Source organism: Streptococcus cuniculipharyngis, assembly GCF_007859195.1.
Lineage (GTDB): Bacteria > Bacillota > Bacilli > Lactobacillales > Streptococcaceae > Streptococcus > Streptococcus cuniculipharyngis.
Genome location: NZ_VOHL01000002.1, coordinates 1 through 17,647 on the forward strand (window position 1 = coordinate 1; position 17,647 = coordinate 17,647).

The following is a 17,647-nucleotide window of genomic DNA, read 5'->3' on the forward strand; positions in this document are numbered from 1 at the left end:
CGTCAGTTACAGTCGGCGTGTAAGTGTCAGAGACCTTAGTGCCATTCTTATCGGCAGCTTGAACACGGACTCCTTGGCCTTTACCAACGAAGCTTGGCTCTGGTTGGAAGGTGATCGTGCCATCATCGTTAAGGGTGTAAGTTCCCTCATTCTCAACCGTTACCGTCTTGGTTGGGTTACCCTCGGCATCTAGGAGAGTGATGGTGCTGTTGTCGATTGGCGCAACTTCGTCACCTTCAGTAAACATGGTTTTGGCATCCGTCTTCTGTGCTTTACCTTGTGGGCCTGAGGTTTCACGTGGCTCTGCAGTTGGAGTGATTGGCGTTACAGTTGGTGTGTATTTATCTGTCGCTGTATCACCACTCAAGTCTGAGATACGAACAGACACACCACTTGTAGGACCAGTGAAGCCTGGCTCTGGAGTAAAGGTAATCTTACCTTCTGAATCAAGAACATATGTTCCTTGGCCATCGACAGTTACTGTATCCGTTGGGTTGCCATCAGCATCCAAGAGAGTCAAACTTGCTGGATCAAGCGCCTCTGTACCCGTACCATCTGTTCCAGGAGCAAACATTGATTTAGCATTGGTTGATTGTTTTTGACCTTGCTTATCTGTTGTTTCAGCAGGACTCGCTGTTGGAGTCAAGTTAATCACTGTCGGCGTGTAAGTTGCTGTAGCAGTGTCCCCACTCAAATCAGCCATGCGAACAGTTACTGGAGTTGCTGTACCAACATAGTTAGTATTTGGTGTGAAAGTAATGGTCTTACCAGATAGGGTATAGGTACCTTCTGCTACTGTTACGGTTGTCGCTGGGCTATTATTAGCATCTAGAATCGTCAAACTGTCTGGATTAAGGGCTTCTGTACCTGTTCCGTCTGTACCAGGAGTAAACATGCTTGATGTATCTTGGCTTTGTGGACGGTTGATGTAATCACTGGTTTCTTTGTTTGTCCCTGTTGGTGTTAGGTTGATAACGGTTGGAGTGTACGTCGCAGTTGCTGTATCGCCACTCAAATCAGCCATGCGAACAGTTACAGGTGTCGCTGTACCAACATAGTTAGTATTTGGTGTGAAGGTGATAACCTTGCCTGCTAGGGTATAAGTACCTTCTGCTACTGTTACGGTTGTTGCTGGGGCACCATTTGCATCCAATAGGGTTAGGCTCGATGGTTGAAGGGCCTCTGTACCTGTTCCATCTGTACCAGGTGCAAACATACTCGTCGTATCTTGACTTTGAGGCGTATTGATATAGTCACGAGTTTCTTTATTTGTTCCTGTTGGTTCAAGATTCAAAACAGTCGGGATATAAACTGCATCCATGGTTGCTGTTGGGTAGCTATGACTGCCGTCATTGACATTTTCCAAACCATTGTCAGCTGTTCGCGCAGTCCAACCTGTAGATACACCGTTGCTATCGACAGCACGTAGAACAACTCCCTTAGCCGTACCTGTCCAACCGTCTACTGGAATAAAGGTAACGGTTTTATTTTCAACAATATAAGTACCTACGCCTGCTTCAGTGTAAGTGCCAACAAGATTACCTGACGGATCAACGATTTTAACCGCAATATTTTCATTCATGGTATTGTCAACTTCGAAGTTATAATCTCGGCGACCATACGATGTGAATTCTGTTGTTCCATTACCTGAAGTATCTGTTGCGGCAACACCAGCACCCGCTGTATTAAAGGCAATATTAATGCGTTGAACCTCATTAACATAACCAGTCGTTGTTTCCTTATCACCACGTGGCGGGTGTGTCACCTGAACCGTAAAGTCTTCTACCTCACCAGAATAAGCCATACCTGTTGGCGTAGCGATGTCATATTGGTTAAGCGCCGTACGCATACGAACACCCAATTTGGTTACAGAGGTATCAACAATTTGTGTTGTCGTCCAGTTAACTGTGTAATTACCTTCAGCTGTAACTGTTACCAGGTCAGAGACTTCATTCTCATCAAAGACACCATTGTTGTTGAAGTCTGCCCAGGCACGAACAAAGGCCTCTGGGTTACCATTCGGGTTAGCCTTAAAGGTTAGGCTATAATCATTCTCACCGGCACGTTTAAGTTTATAAGTTTCTTGACCACTAGCTGTTGTAAAGATTTCATCTTCTGGCACCAACTGACGAACACCCTCATCATTAGCTGCTGCCGTATCATCTGTTTCCCAATCAATCTCAGTCCCGACACCTTTAATATCAACGTCTGGTGCTGCTGACCCAAGGTATGGTGAATTAACACGATTTGATACCAAGTGCTGAGCCGAGCCATAACTTTCTGGGGCATCGCCTTGGTCATAAACAACCACACCAATCATGGTTGATTGTCGACCAGCCGTATTGATGTAAACACCAACTCTAGAAGCTTCGCGGGTCATGACAATTGGCAAGGCAACTGTTGGGCTATCCCGTCTAGTTACTACTGGTCCAAAGACCTGAGTGCCAATACCGTCTCCAAAAACTGCTGATGTTCGGTCATTAGTCGTCCCATCCAAACGACCTTCCTTAGCAATACGAGACGTTGTTGGATTGGCATTTCCCCAATATTTAATTGGATATGTAGTAGGTTTCCAGTCCACATCATAGGTGATTGGCATTGCTGACATCGTAGTAGTGTCATTTGACATTTCAGCAAACAATTCAAACGGTTTACCATCCGTGGTGTAAATCTCTAACTCACCATAAGAGGCTTCCTCACCAGTCGTCATGACAACTGCCGATGGTACAGCCTGGCCAAGATAGGTTGCACTTACGCTAAATTCAACACCAACATTACCACCGTTAACTCTCGAACGGAAGGTTGGTTGTGTACCTCCATTGATACCATATCTAGCCTTAGCCACAGACCAACCATCTTGACTAGCTACAATGATGTCAACTGGAATTGTTCCTGTATCACGATCTGCATTGATTTTATCTGGTCGATACAAGGCTTCATCAGCTGTACCAGCTACCCGATCTCGGAAGGTTTCCGTTGCGTCAAATGGACGTAAAGCGACAACTTCCAAACGGACCACATAGCCTGGGTAAATTTCTTTTTCAAAATAAGACCCTACTTGAAGTGCTTTATCCCGATCGACTGTTTTCAGGTTAAAGAAAGAGCTAGTATCAGCAAAGTCTACCCATGTGATTTGTCGTACTGCATTGGTTTGGTCTTTATTAGCTGTCTCACGAAACTGGGTTGATCTATCGCCTCCGTTAGGACCAATCAGGTCGGTAACTTGGTCAGCTGTGGTTTTCTCTGTGGAGATAGCCCGGAAACCTGCATAGCCTTCTGTCTCATCTGGACCTGCAGCTGCTGCTACATCATCCCGCACCACATTGAAGTTAACTAGGTTCTTTTTACCACCACGTTCGACAACCACTGCTGCTTGAACAGCTGCCTGACCTTCTGCTAGCTTGTAACCTTTAAGATCAGGGGTTGTTGCCAATTCATTTTTAACAGAAAGATTAAAGCTAACTGCCTCAGATTTTGGCAAGGTCGTTTCTTCTGAAACGGTCTTAGTCGGAGTCGTATAAACCACTTCACCTGTTGCAAGATCCGTATAAGTTACCTTATAGGTTGTTGCGGCAACACGTGTAGCAGTTGCTGCCTCTGAAGCACTAAGGGGTGCTGATTCTGCCACCACTTCCTGCTTAGCTGGAGCTTGACTCGTTGGCGCTTTAGCCGCCTGGCTTGACGTCCTTGAGCTTTCTTCTGACTTGGCACTTTCTGAACTTGCCGTTGAGCTAGCTGCTTCTGAAGACTCAGAAACTTCTGACACTGGAGCTGCTGTACTTGTTTCGACAACTGCTGTTGAGCTAGCTGCCGGTACTTCTGCTACTTCAGAACTAACCGCTGGGGCACTTTCAGAAACTGGACTTACCTCTGTCGAACTTGCCGGAGCAGCACTCTCTGGTGTTACCAGTGTGGTACTTGGGCTACTCGAGGCTGGTTCGGCTGACGAGGCTTGCTCCTCAGCCTGAACGCCACCTGCAAATACCGCAAATACCGTTCCGATTAATACTGACGCCGCGCCAAACTTAAACTTTTTGATGGTAAAGCGTTGCGCCGTATCTCTATGTTTATTTGGTCTAAACATAAACATCCTCCAAACTTTATATTTTTACACTTATCATCTTACTTTTTACACCATATTTTGTCAAATTATTTAGCTCAGAAAACAATGTAATTTATAAAACATTCATAATGTCCAGAAATATAATATCTCTATCAGTTTTTTTATAGAGTAAACAACCGCTTACTCGGATATTTTTTCTATTGATTAAGCAGCAAAAAAGCCCCTACTGAGAAGGGGCTTCTTTAATGATTAGCTAGCCGAATCACTTCAATCTTATAACCATCCGGATCGACGACAAAATAATAGTGGGGATCTTGGTTTGGCAAGCCTTTAAGATCTGTCACCTCATAACCGGCAGCCTTATGGGCTTGATGACTGGCCTCCAAGTCCTCAACTCCCACCGCCAAATGACCGTAACCATTTCCTAGGTCATAACCTGGATGATCATAGTTATAGGTCAATTCGAGTTCAAAGTCTTCCCCTTCGGTTTTCAAGAAAACTAGGGTAAACTTATGGTCTGGAAAGTCCTTGCGACGGACTTCCTTGAAGGGAAAAGCACTGGTATAAAAGTCAATGGATTTGTCCAAATCTTTGACACGAATACAGGTATGTAATAATTTCATGATAAACTCCTTTGTTTCTTTATGTTATTATCTCTTAAAATCTTTGATTTGACAAGTCAGGCCTTATGGTACTGAAAGTAAAGCTTGAGAAATTGGCCAACCAAAAAAGTAGCCATGAACAAGACACTCAATAAAATGACCAAGGGCTTGTCAACAAAGAAAAAACTGACTAAGAAAGACAAGCCATAAGCCAAGAATTGACGGAAACGATAGGCGCGGTCAAAGGCGAAAATGCTCTTATTATAGGGATAGAGGGCTAGCGTTCCGCCAAAAAAGGCAGCCAGGCCTGTATAAAGTAGGGCTAAGAGAAAGTAGGGATTAACTTCTTCTGCTGCTGTCAAAAAACTGAGCGATACCGTCATCAGACTAATCCCAATCATAATGGGATAGTGTAAATAAATCATTCGTATTCCCAGGGTCTCTTTGCTCTCATCAACCGCATGATCCATTTCGCCAAAATAATACAAGAAAATCAGAACCACAATCAGAAAATTCAAGACGGAGGCCAGCGAAAAATTATCCAAGGTAAAGACAGGCGCTACCCCCGAAACAATCATCTCACCGATAGCAACAATGACCAAGAGCGATAGACGTTCAACCAGATGGGGGAAATTGATGGCCACATTAGCCATATCTCTCTGGAAAAAGATTGGTGCGACAATGCCCACAACTAAGCCAAGAAAATAAAAGACCAAACCTATCTGATAAGGAAAAAAGAGAGAAGTAAAGACCAACAGGCAACGCAGGCCCAAGCCCCACAAGTAACCCTTGATGGCTAGTTTATCTTTTGCATCTCCTTGGCGATACTGGATAAAATACTGGGTTAAGAGGGTCAAAGACAAGAAAACAACCATCAAAGTAAAAGGAAAGCGAACGCCTTGCCAATCTGTGGTAACAGAATTAGCCACCAGGAGCAAGAGGCCCATCTCAACAAACATAATCACCATATCTTGCTTAGAATTTCGCCCGTAGCGGTTGGTAAAAACCGTCTGCAACATCCAGGTATTAAGCAAAATAAACATGGCAAGCAAGAAGGTCAGAAGATTGATAGGGCTAATGACGCCCCCTTCCAGATGATGAATTAAGTTGGTAATTTTAGAGAGGGCATAGACAAAGACCAAGTCATAAAAGAGCTCGGTAAATTCCACTTTTTTATGGGTAATCATTTAATTTATTTCTCCTTAGCACTAAGACTGCTGACTAAATTGACTCATGTAAAGGTCATGATAAAATCCTTTGTCAGCCAAGAGCGACTGATGGTTGCCTTGTTCAATGATTTGTCCATCCTTGAGCACTAAAATTTTGTCTGCTTCTTGGATGGTTGAGAGACGGTGGGCAATGACAAAGCTAGTACGCCCTTGCATCAAACGCTTCATGGCTTTTTGAATCAAGAGTTCAAGACGGGTATCAACTGACGAGGTCGCCTCATCCAGAATAAGAATTTTAGGGTCCGCCAAGAGGGCTCGGGCAATGGTCAAGAGTTGTTTTTGCCCGAGAGAAATGTTACTGGACTCTTGGTTCATTTCCATCTTGTAACCATTGGGCAAGGTACGGATAAAGTGATCCACATTGGCAGCCTTGGCAGCCTGAACAATCTCTTCTTCAGTGGCATCTAGACGACCAAAACGTAAATTATCCTCAATGCTTCCCTCATAGAGCCAAGCGTCCTGCAAGACCATGCCAAATTGCTGGCGGTAAGATTGGCGGGAAAGGTCACGAATATCCTGACCATCGACCTTGATGGCACCCGCTGTGACATCATAGAAACGCATGAGCAGGTTAATCAAGGTTGTTTTCCCAGCACCAGTTGGGCCGACAATGGCCACCATCTCACCCGGCTTAACGTCAAGGTTGAAATCTCGAATCAGCGGCTTATCCGGAGTGTATTGGAAATTGACCCCTTCAAAGCTGACTTGACCAGTCAAGGGCTGGTTCAAGAGCTTGGCCTTGTCATTGGCCTCATCTGCCTCATCTAAAACTTGAAAAATCCTCTCGAGAGATGATTTGGCGCTCTGCATGGTGGAAGCCAGTTGAGTCAAGGTTTGAATGGGCTGACTAATCTGCCAAATATACTGAACAAAGGCCTGCATGTTCCCCAGCGTCAGCTTGCCGGCAATGACCTGTAGCCCACCTAGGACAGACAAGACCAAGTAGGTCAAATCAGAAATTCCATTGAGCAAGGGCATCATGATCCCTGACATAAAACTGGCTTTGAAACCGACTTCTTGGAGCTTGCTGGTGATACGACTAAATTCTTCTTGGGAAACGTCTTCTCTGCCATAGAGCTTGAGGACATTGAAACCAGTGAGATTTTCTTGGACAAAACCATTCATCTCACCTAGAGCATCCGCCTGCTCCTTGAAATAAGGTTGTGACTTTTTCATGATGTGGCTGGCAGACAAGTAGGTCAAGGGAATGGTAATAATCAACACACTGGCCAACTGGACATTGAGGTAAAGGACCATGCCAATAACCATCACCAAGCTAAAAATCGCATTGATAATTTGCAGAAAACTCTGTTGCAAGGCATTAGAGGTCGCCTCCACATCGCTGGTGAAACGCCCCAATAAATCACCAAATTGGTGCTTATCAAAATAAGACACCGGGAGGGTGTTCACTTTTTTGCTCAAGTCATGACGGAGGTCGCGGGTACTGGCCTGCACCACATTGGTCATGTAGTAATTCGCCCCGTAAGAGCCTAAACTAAAGAGGATGGCACGAATCCCATAAACCACCAGCATCCAAGCAATATAGCTAATGTTAAGGCTAGCACCTGCGACTCCCTGAGCCATGGCCAGCAAATTCTTGGTCAATTCAGTGATAATCAAACCCAAGACAAAGGGCTCCAAGACACTCATAACGACACTAAAAATCTTCAAAAAGATGGCCAGATAAAGCTGGCCCTTGTAGTCCTTCAAATAGGACCACAGACGACTAAATACATTTTTTTCAGGCATGCTTTCCTCCTATTCTTCGGTTAAACTCTGATTATTGAGTTGGGAATGTGCAATTTCACGATAAATCTCATTGGTCTGCATGAGCTCATCATGTTTACCACGACCCACAATTTTCCCCTTGTCCAAGACAATAATTTGATCGGCATCCATGATGGTTCCCACACGTTGAGCAATGATTAAGACAGTGGCGTCCTGAGTAACTTCTTTTAAACGACGACGCAATTCCGCATCTGTTTTGTAGTCCAAGGCTGAAAACGAATCATCAAAAATATAAATATCCGGCTTTTTAACCACAGCACGGGCGATGGATAGGCGTTGTTTTTGACCGCCAGAAAGATTGCTACCGCCTTCTGCCAAGTGAGTGGCATAGCCATCTTCACGACTGGCAATAAATTCACTAGCTTGAGCAACATCCGTCGCCTCGTCTAGGTCTTGATGACTGGCATTGTCCTTCCCATATTTAAGATTTTCAGCGATGGTCCCCGTAAATAGCAGAGCTTTCTGTGGCACAAAACCAATCTTAGCGCGTAGGGCCTTGAGATTATAGTGGCGAACATCAACCCCATCCACCAAAATACGCCCCAAAGTCACATCGTAAAAGCGGGGAATTAGGTTAACCAGAGAGGATTTGCCAGAGCCTGTTGACCCAATAAAGGCAATGGTCTGACCAGGTTCTGTCTTAAAGCTAATGTCATGCAAGACAGGACTCTCCGTCTCTCCTGGATAGGCAAAGGTCACATTGTCAAACTCAAGGTAGCCACGTGTTGCCGTTTCAGTAATGCCATCTTCATTCAAGGTAATGGAAATAGGCATGTCTAAGACTTCCTGAATCCGATGGCTAGAAACTGCCATTTTAGGGTACATGGTAAATAAATTGGCAAAGAGAAGGAAGGATAGCATGGCATGAAAGGCATATTCCACAAAAGCCACCAAATCCCCTATTTGCAAACCACCGTCACGCAAGGGAGCCAAGGCAAACCAGAAAATAGCAATAATCATGGCGATGATGATTTGGACGAAGAAAACCTCAGTCAAGGCGGTTAACTTGAAGACTCGACTGGCAGTGTCACGATAAGCATCATTTGCTTGATCAAACCGTTCTTCTTGAAATTCCTCACGGGCAAAGGCTCGAATGACCCGCAGACCAGTTAAACTTTCACGGGCATATTGGTTGATTTTATCCAAAATGCCTTGTTGTTGTTCAGACAAGGGGGCCGTTTTGGCAGCCACATACCAGACCGCCCAGATGAGAAAGGGCAGAGAAACCGCTAAAATCCAAGCCAGAGATGGACTGGTTAACAAGACCATGGCAATACTGGATAGGAGCATTAAGGGGGTGATGACCCCGATGCGTAAGCTCTGCTCAGCAAACTGCATCAAGACATAGGCATCACTGGTCATTCTGGTGACCAAAGACGACACACCGATTTGTTCGTATTCCGCATGAGAATAGGCCTGCAATTTGGCATACATGTCATTTCGCATGTCCTTAATCATGGTAGTAGTCAGTTTTCCTGAGGCATAAACGATTAGTAAACGTCCCAAAATACCCAGGAAAACCACGACAAACATCATTCCTGTCCAAAAATAGACCAAATCAACCCGACCCTTGGTAATGCCTTGGTCAATCATCCGTGCCAAAATCGTTGGCAAGCCCAAATTAACGACAATAAACAATAAGGCCCCCAGCAAATCTAAAATCAGCCACTTGGGGTACTTTTTCAAATAAGACCAAATTAAGCTCATAAATCCTCCCGACACTTAAAAGGGTTAGGAAAACGTTTTCCAACCCTAGTTATTTATTGTTATCGTTGACCTAAAGGCCAAACTTTAGTTTTCTTTAACCTAAGTATTATAACATAAAAGTGAGAAACTTAACAAGAATCTGCTATTAGAAAAATTAGTGAGGAGATTGCCATGCCTTATCAAAACCAACGCACTAGACGTATCTTAGCAACCACCAATATCATCTTAATCATTGCTATCCTCGTCATCTTAGCCCTCATGGCCTGGCAAATTCTCCCTAGGCTAATCAAATTTAATAACCCTCAAGCCCCTACTACTGCAAGCCAAACCAGACAGGTCACGACTCCAACCACAAGGACCTCAAATCACGAGCAGATGAACTGGAAAAAGCAAGAACAGGCCGTCCAGCTCCCTATCCTCATGTACCATGCCATCCATCAAATGGCCCCCGAAGAAGCAAACAATGCCAATCTTATCCTTGATCCAGTAACCTTTGAAGAACACATCAAGGCCCTGGTGGACGCTGGCTACTATTTTTTAAGTCCTGAAGAAGCCTACAAAGCCTTGAGCGAAAACAGCCTTCCCCAAGAAAAAGTGGTCTGGCTCACCTTTGACGATAGTTTGATTGACTTTTATACCGTGGCCTATCCTATTTTGACAAAATATGGCGTCAAGGCGACCAATAATGTCATTACCTCCTACACCCAGGAAGGACGACCGGGAAATTTGACTCTGGAACAAATGAAAGAGATGAAAGCAAATGGCATGTCCTTTCAGAGCCACAGCGTCAGCCATCCCGACCTCCAATACAGTAGCACAGAACAACAAGTAGCAGAACTAACCCAATCCAAGACCTTTCTAGACCAAGAACTTGGGCAGGACACCATGACCCTGGCCTATCCTGCCGGTCGCTACTCTGACCAACTCCTTTCCTTAACCCAAGACAGTTACAAACTGGGACTAACTACCAATGAGGGGATTGCCTCCGCTGCTAATGGCCTTCTGACCCTAAATCGACTGCGTATTCTTCCCACTACCAGTGCAGACAGCTTACTGCAACAACTCAATCCATAAAACCAGCCTAGCTACACTAGACTGGTTTTCTTATTATTTAATCACCTCTTGTGTTTTAGCATAATTAGCTTCAACTGCCTCTTTATCTGCCTGCCACCAGGACATATGGTCCGTGTACCACTTGATGGTTTCTTCCAAGCCTTGGCTGAAATCAGTAAATTCTGGCTGCCAGCCTAGCTCGTCACGGAGCTTGCTAGCATCAATGGCATAACGAAGGTCATGACCCGCACGGTCAGTCACATGGTCATAGGCATCCTTAGGCTGCCCCATCTTCTCCAAAATAAGCTCCAAAACTTCCTTATTATTTTTCTCGCCATCAGCACCGATGAGATAGGTTTCACCGATACGGCCCTTGGTCAAGATAGCCCAGACACCTGATGAATGGTCGTTGGTATGGATCCAGTCGCGAACATTTTTACCCTCGCCATAGAGCTTTGGCTTGATCCCTGATAAGATATTGGTAATCTGACGCGGGATAAATTTTTCAATATGCTGGTATGGACCATAGTTGTTGGAACAGTTGGAAATGGTCGCTTGAACACCGAAAGAACGCACCCAAGCCTTGACAATCAAGTCAGAAGCTGCCTTGGTTGAGGAGTAAGGCGACGATGGGTTGTAGCTGGTTTCAGCCGTGAATTTCTCACCTGGCCCCTCACCATGCCCTGGCAAATCTTCACGCAGTGGCAAGTCTCCGTAAACCTCATCCGTTGAAACATGGTGGAAACGGATATGGTACTTGCGAGCCGCCTCTAAGAGGGTGTAAGTTCCGATGAAGTTAGTGTGGATAAAGGGACTTGGATCATTGAGTGAATTATCATTGTGACTTTCAGCCGCATAGTGGACAATAGCATCCGCCTTGGCAGCTAATTTGTCTACCAATGCTGCGTCTGCGATATCACCAACGACCAGTTCGACACGGTCTCCCAAAATGGCTTCAATGTTAGCACGGTTACCCGCATAGGTTAATTTATCTAAAACGGTCACATGGACATCTGGGTGATTATTGTAAACGTAATGCACAAAGTTTGAGCCAATAAAACCAGCTCCACCTGTGACAATGATATTTTTGTATTCTGACATGTTTTCTCCGAAATTGTTAGTGTTACTCTCTTTTTCCTAAACCGATAAAACCTACAAGTCTTCTTTTCTCAAAGGCTTAACATCTTTGAGCATTGGGTGGTGTTTATCTGCTTCTGACACTTCTGCTTGAGCGAGATTATCCCATTCAATATCTAGGCTAGGGTCTGCATAGTTGACGAAGGCATACTTAGGCTTCAGCTCAGCTGCCCAATAGTCATTAACCAAGTAGCTATAGGCCACCTTATCCGACAAGACTTGAAAACCATTGGCCACACCACGAGGCACGAAAATCCCCTTGCTGGCGTCAATAATGGTTTGATAGGTGTTACCAAAAGTCTCACCCTCACGCAAATCAACCCAGGTTCCTAAAACCTTGCCATCATCAGCCACTGAGATATACTTATCCCAAGGCTCTGCATGCAAGCCACGCAAAACATGTTGACGCGAAAAGCTGACATTGTTTTGCAACTTGCCCTCTGCAAAAAAGCTTTCTGGAAAACCAAGCGGTAGCATTTTTTCCTTCTGGAAATTTTCCTTAAACCAGCCACGGTTGTCACCCCGCACAGGAATGTCAAACTCTAGCAAGCCTGGGATGGCTTCAATCGGCCGACTAGCCAGTTCCTTGTCAAAAAATTGTTCTGTCATTAAGCTTCTCCAATCAAACGTAGCAGGTATTGCCCGTATTCATTTTTCTTGAGTGGTTGTGCCAATTGAAAGACTTCTTCCTTGCTGATATAGCCCATGCGGTAAGCAATCTCTTCCAGATTAGCCACTTGGACATTTTGCAGGCGTTGAACCGTTTCAATGTACTGGGCAGCTTCTAGTAGGCTTTCATGGGTACCTGTATCTAGCCAAGCAAAGCCACGTCCCATCAATTCCACCGAAAGGTCACCGCGTTCTAGGTAGGCCTTATTAACATCTGTGATTTCTAGCTCACCACGCTCACTTGGTGTGATATTTTTGGCAATTTCCACCACGTCATTGTCATAGAAATAAAGACCAGTCACCGCATAATCCGATTTTGGTTTTTCTGGTTTTTCTTCAATGGAAATGGCATTCATGTCATGATCAAATTCCACAACACCAAAGCGTTCTGGGTCCTTAACCTGATAGCCAAAGACAGTCGCTCCCTTGTCTTTACTAGCTGCCTTTTGCAACATTTTGCTCAAACCAGCCCCATGGTAAATATTGTCACCCAAAATTAAGGCCACACTATCATTGCCGATAAATTCCTCCCCAATGATAAAGGCCTGGGCCAAGCCATCGGGACTTGGTTGAACAGCATAGGAAAGGGAAATCCCTAGCTCTGATCCGTCTCCCAAAAGCTCTTCAAAACGTGGCAAATCCGTTGGTGTTGAAATAATTAAAATATCCTTAATCCCTGCCAACATCAAGGTTGATAGGGGATAATAAACCATGGGCTTATCATAGATGGGCATCAGTTGCTTGGACGCCGCTCGCGTCAGGGGATACAGTCTGGTTCCAGACCCACCAGCTAGAATAATACCTTTCATCTCAAATTCCTCTTTCTAATTTGTCACTTCTATTCTATCATCTTTAAGCAGGAATGTCATGTTTTCTCTGGTTCTACCTTTTAACAATGTAACGGTCAATCGGATAATCTGTCACAGGCAAAAGGCATTCCCCTGTGACTAACAAGTCAACCAGATTTTTGGCCAAAAGAGGGCCGGTAGTCAGGCCCGATGAGCCTAAACCACTAACTGCATAAACCCCAGGCAAGTGAGGAACTTGACCAAAAAAAGGAGAAAAGTCCGACGTGTAAGCACGGATGCCGACACGCTGGGCCTTACTTTTGGCCGCTGTCAAAAGTGGATAATAGCTCAACGCTTCTGTTTCTAATTTAGCCAAAATAGCTGAATCCAAGCTTAAATCAAAACCCCGATCATTTTCATGACTGGCTCCTACGCTGATTTTACCCTGAGCAAAGGGAATAATATCCAATTCCCCCTCTGGCATAACAACAGGATAGGTCTCTGTCGCTAAATGGTCAAAAAAGTAATCCTGCAACTGACCTTTTTGGGGCTTGACATCAACCTCGTAACCCAAAGGATTTAATAGCTGGCCAAGCCAGGCACCACAGGCCAAGATGACCTGATCAAAGGGCTGACCACCAACGACATAAGTTGTCTCTCCCACTTGCAAGTCAACCCGTTCTGTCACCAGGCTAGCCCCACTGGCATCCAGTAAGGTGCGGGTTAATTCAGCCCCCTCAACCCGAGCCCCGCCTGAGGCATAAAGGGCCTCTTCAAAACCTGCTAACTGGGGAAATCTTTCTGTCACTTGTGATTGAGAGTGGAGACTGAGCTGACCAATCAAGGGAGACTCCTGTCGCCGACTTTGGGCTAATTGATAGAGTTCTGCTAGTTTTGCTTCATTTTTTTTGAGCAAATAAACCCCTGTTTGCTGGTAAAAACTGGTTTCTCGTCCCGCTGCCGCCAAATCTGCTACTAGACTGGGGTAAAAATCTGCTCCCAAGCGAGCCAAGCGATACCAAGCCTTATGGCGTCTCTTAGAAAACCAAGGACTGATAATACCAGCTGCCGCCTTGGTGGCCTGCCCTAATCCATGGTCAAAAACCGTGACTTGATAAGCCGGATATTTTGACAGGTAATAGGCCGCTGTTGATCCCACAATACCCGCTCCAATAATGGCAATTCTTGTCATGAGCATCTCCTATAAGTCTTGAAAGGGATTGGTTGATTGGCTGGCTGGAATAACCGTCAAGTCCCAGCCTTCTTCTTTTTGCCAACGGGTAAAAAGCTCTGCTAATTTGTCCACAAACAAAACCTCTATATGATGACCGGGGTCCAGTGCCAAGAGGCCATCTGTCAACATTTCCTGGGCGGTATGATAGTAAATATCCCCTGTAATATAGAGGTCAGCCCCCTTTGCAAGAGCCTCCTTATAAAAACTCTGACCACTCCCACCACAAATAGCCACTCGGGAAATAGTCGGATTGACTTCCTTATCATAGGCCACTAAACGTAGAGAGGAAAGACCAAATACCTCTTTTACTCTTTGAGCAAATTGGTCTAGGGGTTGGGGAGTAATCTGACCAATACGCCCAATTCCCTCACTGCCCTTGGTCACACTCAAGGGCTGACTGTCTTCAATCCCCAATAGCTGGCAAAACCAATCGTTCAAGCCGCCTTGGACCACATCAATATTGGTGTGGCTGACATAAACGGCAATGTCATGCTTGACTAGGTCAAGAAGGAGTTGATTGGCTGGGCTGGCCACTAGATCTTTCAAGGGACGGAAAATCGGAGCATGTTTCACAATAATCAACTCCGCCCCTTCTGCGATGGCTTGAGCCACCGTTTGCTCACGTAAATCAAGGGCAATCATTAACTTGCTGACGTCCTTGTCAAGACGACCAAGTTGCAAGCCACAGGTATCACCTTCTAGAGAAAGTTCTGGCGGACAAAAGGCCTCATAACGGGCAATGACTTGACTAGCTTTCATTTAGCACCTCCTTGATGGCTTCTATTTTTTGACCAATAGCAGAGCGGTCAGTCTCATACTGGACTGGAATTTGTTGTAGCGCCTGATTTAATTTGGCTAGCTCCTTAGTCCACTTCTTCAAAAAAACGGGCGATTTTTCCAGTCGCAAATAAGGGCCAAATCGTAAATCCTTGCTTGATAAGGTTGATTGGCCTGGCTCTGCCACAATGATTTCATAGATTTTGTCATTTTCCTGGACAATTTCCTCAGCAACAATGGTGAAGTGATTGGCTAAGAGCCATTGGCGGAGCTCATCCTCACGGTTGTTAGCTTGTAAAATCAAGCGTTGCAGGGGGTGGAGTTTAGCTTTGCCATTCTCTAAAATCTCTGCAATCAAGCGCCCCCCCATCCCGCAAATGGTGATGACAGAAATCCTATCTTTCTCCTCAAAGGCCGCTAGACCATTGGCTAGACGCACAGAAATCTGCTCACTAAAACCAGCCTGGGCGACATTGGTTAGGGCTGATTGATAGGGCCCTGCCACCACCTCACCAGCAATGGCAAAGTCTAGCAAGCCCTGAGACATCAAGGCCAAGGGCAGGTAGGCATGGTCGCTACCGACATCCAGTAAACGGGCTCCTTTAGGCACATAGCTAGCTACTGCCTGTAAGCGTTGTGATAAATAAGCTTCCATTTTTCTCTCTTTCTCAAAAGCAGGTGTCTTGCTCCAACACCTGCTCTCTTTTATTTTCCAAGGGTCTCCTTGTAATAGCGACAATAGCTCTGGACTGGGCAAATCTCACACTTGGGCTTTTTGGCCAAACAATGGTAACGCCCAAAGAAAATCAAACGATGATGGGTCACAATCCAGTCCCGTTTGGGAATTTTTTTCATCAAATCTTGCTCGATTTCCAAAACGTCTGCATCCGGAGCAGAAATATTTAAGCGTTTGGCAATTCGAGAAACATGGGTGTCCACTGCCAAAGCAGGAACCTTGTAAATTTCTGCCAGAACCACATTGGCGGTTTTACGCCCCACCCCAGGGAGGCTTTCGAGGTCCTTATGGTTATCAGGAACTCGTCCATCATAGGTCTCCAAGACCAACTGGGCCGTTTTGATGATATTTTTAGCCTTGTTTTTATAAAGGCCAATATGGCGAATACAGTCTTCCACCTCCGCCAAGTCAGCCGCTGCCAAATCCTCAATTTCAGGGTATTTGGCCCACAAGTTAGGTGTTACCTGATTGACTGACTTGTCTGTGGCCTGGGCTGACAAGATAACTGCCACTAAAAGCTGAAAAGGTGTCTCATAGGTCAACTCACACCCCGCATCGGGAAAAAGCTGACCAATAATCTCCAAGACCTGCCTAAGGCGTTCTTTACCAATTCTCATCGTCTTCCCCACAAATCATTAGCTGCGGCAAAAAAGTCATCATCCAAAGCGTCAACAGTCTCTGGTTTAATTTGCTCCCTCCCCTGACGCATTTGTTCAATATCAGCCAAGGTTGACAGACCATCTTTTTTCCAGTTTTGCAAAATCTTACTAAGATAGCGCCAATTTCGCGTATTACTATAAACACTTTCACGGAGAGCTTCACGAATTAAGACAGGTTCTAGTTGGTCTTCTTGAATCCATTTTTGCATATCCTCCAATTGGAAGGGGGTCAAGACCCAACCAGCCTGTTCGAAGTCTTTCAAGAGGTCAGGTAACACCTTACTCAGGTCTTTATCCTTCTCTTGAGGGAGGCTAGTCAACAGGTTATGCTGCTGACCTTCTAGCTTTTCTAACTTATCTAGGGCTAGGCTCGTGTCAAAAATAGTTTCTTCTAAGCCATTGACACTAATAGAGCGAATTGCCAAGAGCTCCTGATTAATTAAATTAGTGATAGAGCCATTGATAGCTTCGATGGATTTGCCCAAGGCATTGGCAATCTGACTAGGAGCCAATTCATGTCTAGTTGTGTTTTGCAAGAAGAAAAATTGCCAAACTAAAAAATCATCTGCGCTGGAAAAAATGTCCTTGTAATTCAAGAGCAAGCTAGCGGGTAAAACTAAGTTTCCCTTTTGATAATGCTCTAAAATACTCATTTTTACCTCCACAGATGATTGTATCCATCTTTTTAATAGTGCATCAAGACCTTGTAATCATAGTCACCAATTGCCTTGCGTCCCTCTAAATCATCCAACTCAATCAAGAAGGCACAACCTGCAACAACACCACCTAGTTTTTCAATCATTTCAATCGTTGCCTTAACCGTACCACCAGTTGCCAAAAGGTCATCTACAATCAGGACACGTTGGCCTGGCTTAATAGCGTCAGCGTGCATGCACAGCGTATCAAAACCATACTCTTTTTCATAGTCAGCTGTTACCACTTCACGTGGCAATTTACCCGGCTTACGCACAGGAGCAAAACCAATTCCCAATTCAAAAGCCACTGGGCAACCGATGATGAAACCACGCGCCTCAGGACCAACAATCATGTCAATGTCTTTGCCCATAGCGTATTGAACAATCTCACGTACTGCATAACTATAAGCGTCACCATTAGCCATCAAAGGGCTAATGTCACGAAAGAGAATTCCCTCGGTCGGGTAGTTTTCAATTGTTGCAATGTAATGTTTTAAATCCATCTTTTTC

15 protein-coding genes are annotated in these 17,647 nt (G+C 45.0%); 1 reads left to right on the plus strand and 14 read right to left on the minus strand.

Annotated features, from left to right (window positions below; translation table 11 throughout):
- The 5 genes from FRX57_RS03495 to FRX57_RS03515 all read right to left on the minus strand — a co-directional run.
- Positions 1-4,084: Ig-like domain-containing protein (locus tag FRX57_RS03495; protein ID WP_186600820.1), on the minus strand; the 4,084-nt coding region annotated here is incomplete at its 3' end.
- Between the two features lie 221 nt (positions 4,085-4,305).
- Positions 4,306-4,686 carry a lactoylglutathione lyase gene (gene gloA / locus FRX57_RS03500; protein WP_146566743.1) on the minus strand — a complete coding sequence of 127 codons (381 nt, stop codon included), beginning with the start codon at positions 4,684-4,686 and terminating at the stop codon, positions 4,306-4,308.
- A 56-nt stretch (positions 4,687-4,742) separates the two neighbouring features.
- Positions 4,743-5,852 (minus strand): low temperature requirement protein A, encoded by a 1,110-nt coding sequence (locus FRX57_RS03505; protein WP_146566746.1) that lies wholly within the window; start codon positions 5,850-5,852, stop codon positions 4,743-4,745.
- A gap of 21 nt (positions 5,853-5,873) precedes the next feature.
- Entirely contained in the window at positions 5,874-7,643 is a 1,770-nt protein-coding gene (locus tag FRX57_RS03510; RefSeq protein ID WP_146566748.1) for an ABC transporter ATP-binding protein, read from the minus strand.
- Positions 7,644-7,652: 9 nt separating this feature from the next.
- Positions 7,653-9,389 (minus strand): ABC transporter ATP-binding protein, encoded by a 1,737-nt coding sequence (locus FRX57_RS03515; protein WP_146566750.1) that lies wholly within the window; start codon positions 9,387-9,389, stop codon positions 7,653-7,655.
- A gap of 171 nt (positions 9,390-9,560) precedes the next feature.
- On the opposite strand from FRX57_RS03515, the gene FRX57_RS03520 reads away from it, so the two are divergent.
- Positions 9,561-10,463 (plus strand): polysaccharide deacetylase family protein, encoded by a 903-nt coding sequence (locus FRX57_RS03520; protein WP_146566752.1) that lies wholly within the window; start codon positions 9,561-9,563, stop codon positions 10,461-10,463.
- A 33-nt stretch (positions 10,464-10,496) separates the two neighbouring features.
- Here FRX57_RS03520 and rfbB read toward each other — a convergent pair whose 3' ends face one another.
- The 9 genes from rfbB to FRX57_RS03565 form a co-directional block, all read right to left on the minus strand.
- Positions 10,497-11,543 carry a dTDP-glucose 4,6-dehydratase gene (rfbB, locus tag FRX57_RS03525; protein WP_146566754.1) on the minus strand — a complete coding sequence of 349 codons (1,047 nt, stop codon included), beginning with the start codon at positions 11,541-11,543 and terminating at the stop codon, positions 10,497-10,499.
- 51 nt (positions 11,544-11,594) lie between these two features.
- Positions 11,595-12,188, minus strand: a complete 594-nt coding sequence (locus FRX57_RS03530; protein WP_146566756.1) for a dTDP-4-dehydrorhamnose 3,5-epimerase family protein — start codon at positions 12,186-12,188, stop codon at positions 11,595-11,597.
- Complete coding sequence (gene rfbA, locus FRX57_RS03535; protein ID WP_146566758.1) at positions 12,188-13,057, minus strand: glucose-1-phosphate thymidylyltransferase RfbA; 870 nt, start codon at positions 13,055-13,057, stop codon at positions 12,188-12,190. The genes FRX57_RS03530 and rfbA overlap by 1 nt, the downstream gene beginning before the upstream one ends.
- A 73-nt stretch (positions 13,058-13,130) precedes the next feature.
- Positions 13,131-14,228 carry an NAD(P)/FAD-dependent oxidoreductase gene (locus FRX57_RS03540; RefSeq protein ID WP_146566760.1) on the minus strand — a complete coding sequence of 366 codons (1,098 nt, stop codon included), beginning with the start codon at positions 14,226-14,228 and terminating at the stop codon, positions 13,131-13,133.
- Between the two features lie 9 nt (positions 14,229-14,237).
- Positions 14,238-15,029, minus strand: coding sequence for a Nif3-like dinuclear metal center hexameric protein (locus FRX57_RS03545; protein ID WP_146566762.1), 792 nt, complete (start codon positions 15,027-15,029; stop codon positions 14,238-14,240).
- A complete protein-coding gene (locus FRX57_RS03550) occupies positions 15,019-15,702 on the minus strand; it encodes a tRNA (adenine(22)-N(1))-methyltransferase (protein ID WP_146566765.1) in 684 nt (227 codons plus the stop codon). The genes FRX57_RS03545 and FRX57_RS03550 overlap by 11 nt, the downstream gene beginning before the upstream one ends.
- A 50-nt stretch (positions 15,703-15,752) precedes the next feature.
- Positions 15,753-16,400: an endonuclease III gene (gene nth / locus FRX57_RS03555; RefSeq protein ID WP_146566766.1), complete on the minus strand. Its 648-nt coding sequence runs from the start codon at positions 16,398-16,400 to the stop codon at positions 15,753-15,755.
- Positions 16,397-17,095: a DnaD domain-containing protein gene (locus FRX57_RS03560; protein ID WP_146566769.1), complete on the minus strand. Its 699-nt coding sequence runs from the start codon at positions 17,093-17,095 to the stop codon at positions 16,397-16,399. The genes nth and FRX57_RS03560 overlap by 4 nt, the downstream gene beginning before the upstream one ends.
- 32 nt (positions 17,096-17,127) lie before the next feature.
- Complete coding sequence (locus tag FRX57_RS03565) at positions 17,128-17,640, minus strand: adenine phosphoribosyltransferase (RefSeq protein WP_146566771.1); 513 nt, start codon at positions 17,638-17,640, stop codon at positions 17,128-17,130.
- Positions 17,641-17,647: the final 7 nt, after the last annotated feature.

What these genes read in the sequence shown, in the direction of transcription:
- FRX57_RS03520 (WP_146566752.1), top strand. Translation starts at nt 9,561, where the DNA reads ATGCCTTATCAAAACCAACGCACTAGACGTATCTTAGCAACCACCAAT.
- FRX57_RS03550 (WP_146566765.1), bottom strand. Translation starts at nt 15,702, where the DNA reads ATGGAAGCTTATTTATCACAACGCTTACAGGCAGTAGCTAGCTATGTG.
- rfbA (WP_146566758.1), bottom strand. Translation starts at nt 13,057, where the DNA reads ATGAAAGGTATTATTCTAGCTGGTGGGTCTGGAACCAGACTGTATCCC.
- FRX57_RS03530 (WP_146566756.1), bottom strand. Translation starts at nt 12,188, where the DNA reads ATGACAGAACAATTTTTTGACAAGGAACTGGCTAGTCGGCCGATTGAA.
- FRX57_RS03515 (WP_146566750.1), bottom strand. Translation starts at nt 9,389, where the DNA reads ATGAGCTTAATTTGGTCTTATTTGAAAAAGTACCCCAAGTGGCTGATT.
- nth (WP_146566766.1), bottom strand. Translation starts at nt 16,400, where the DNA reads ATGAGAATTGGTAAAGAACGCCTTAGGCAGGTCTTGGAGATTATTGGT.
- FRX57_RS03510 (WP_146566748.1), bottom strand. Translation starts at nt 7,643, where the DNA reads ATGCCTGAAAAAAATGTATTTAGTCGTCTGTGGTCCTATTTGAAGGAC.
- FRX57_RS03560 (WP_146566769.1), bottom strand. Translation starts at nt 17,095, where the DNA reads ATGAGTATTTTAGAGCATTATCAAAAGGGAAACTTAGTTTTACCCGCT.
- gloA (WP_146566743.1), bottom strand. Translation starts at nt 4,686, where the DNA reads ATGAAATTATTACATACCTGTATTCGTGTCAAAGATTTGGACAAATCC.
- FRX57_RS03540 (WP_146566760.1), bottom strand. Translation starts at nt 14,228, where the DNA reads ATGACAAGAATTGCCATTATTGGAGCGGGTATTGTGGGATCAACAGCG.
- FRX57_RS03565 (WP_146566771.1), bottom strand. Translation starts at nt 17,640, where the DNA reads ATGGATTTAAAACATTACATTGCAACAATTGAAAACTACCCGACCGAG.
- FRX57_RS03545 (WP_146566762.1), bottom strand. Translation starts at nt 15,029, where the DNA reads ATGAAAGCTAGTCAAGTCATTGCCCGTTATGAGGCCTTTTGTCCGCCA.
- FRX57_RS03505 (WP_146566746.1), bottom strand. Translation starts at nt 5,852, where the DNA reads ATGATTACCCATAAAAAAGTGGAATTTACCGAGCTCTTTTATGACTTG.
- rfbB (WP_146566754.1), bottom strand. Translation starts at nt 11,543, where the DNA reads ATGTCAGAATACAAAAATATCATTGTCACAGGTGGAGCTGGTTTTATT.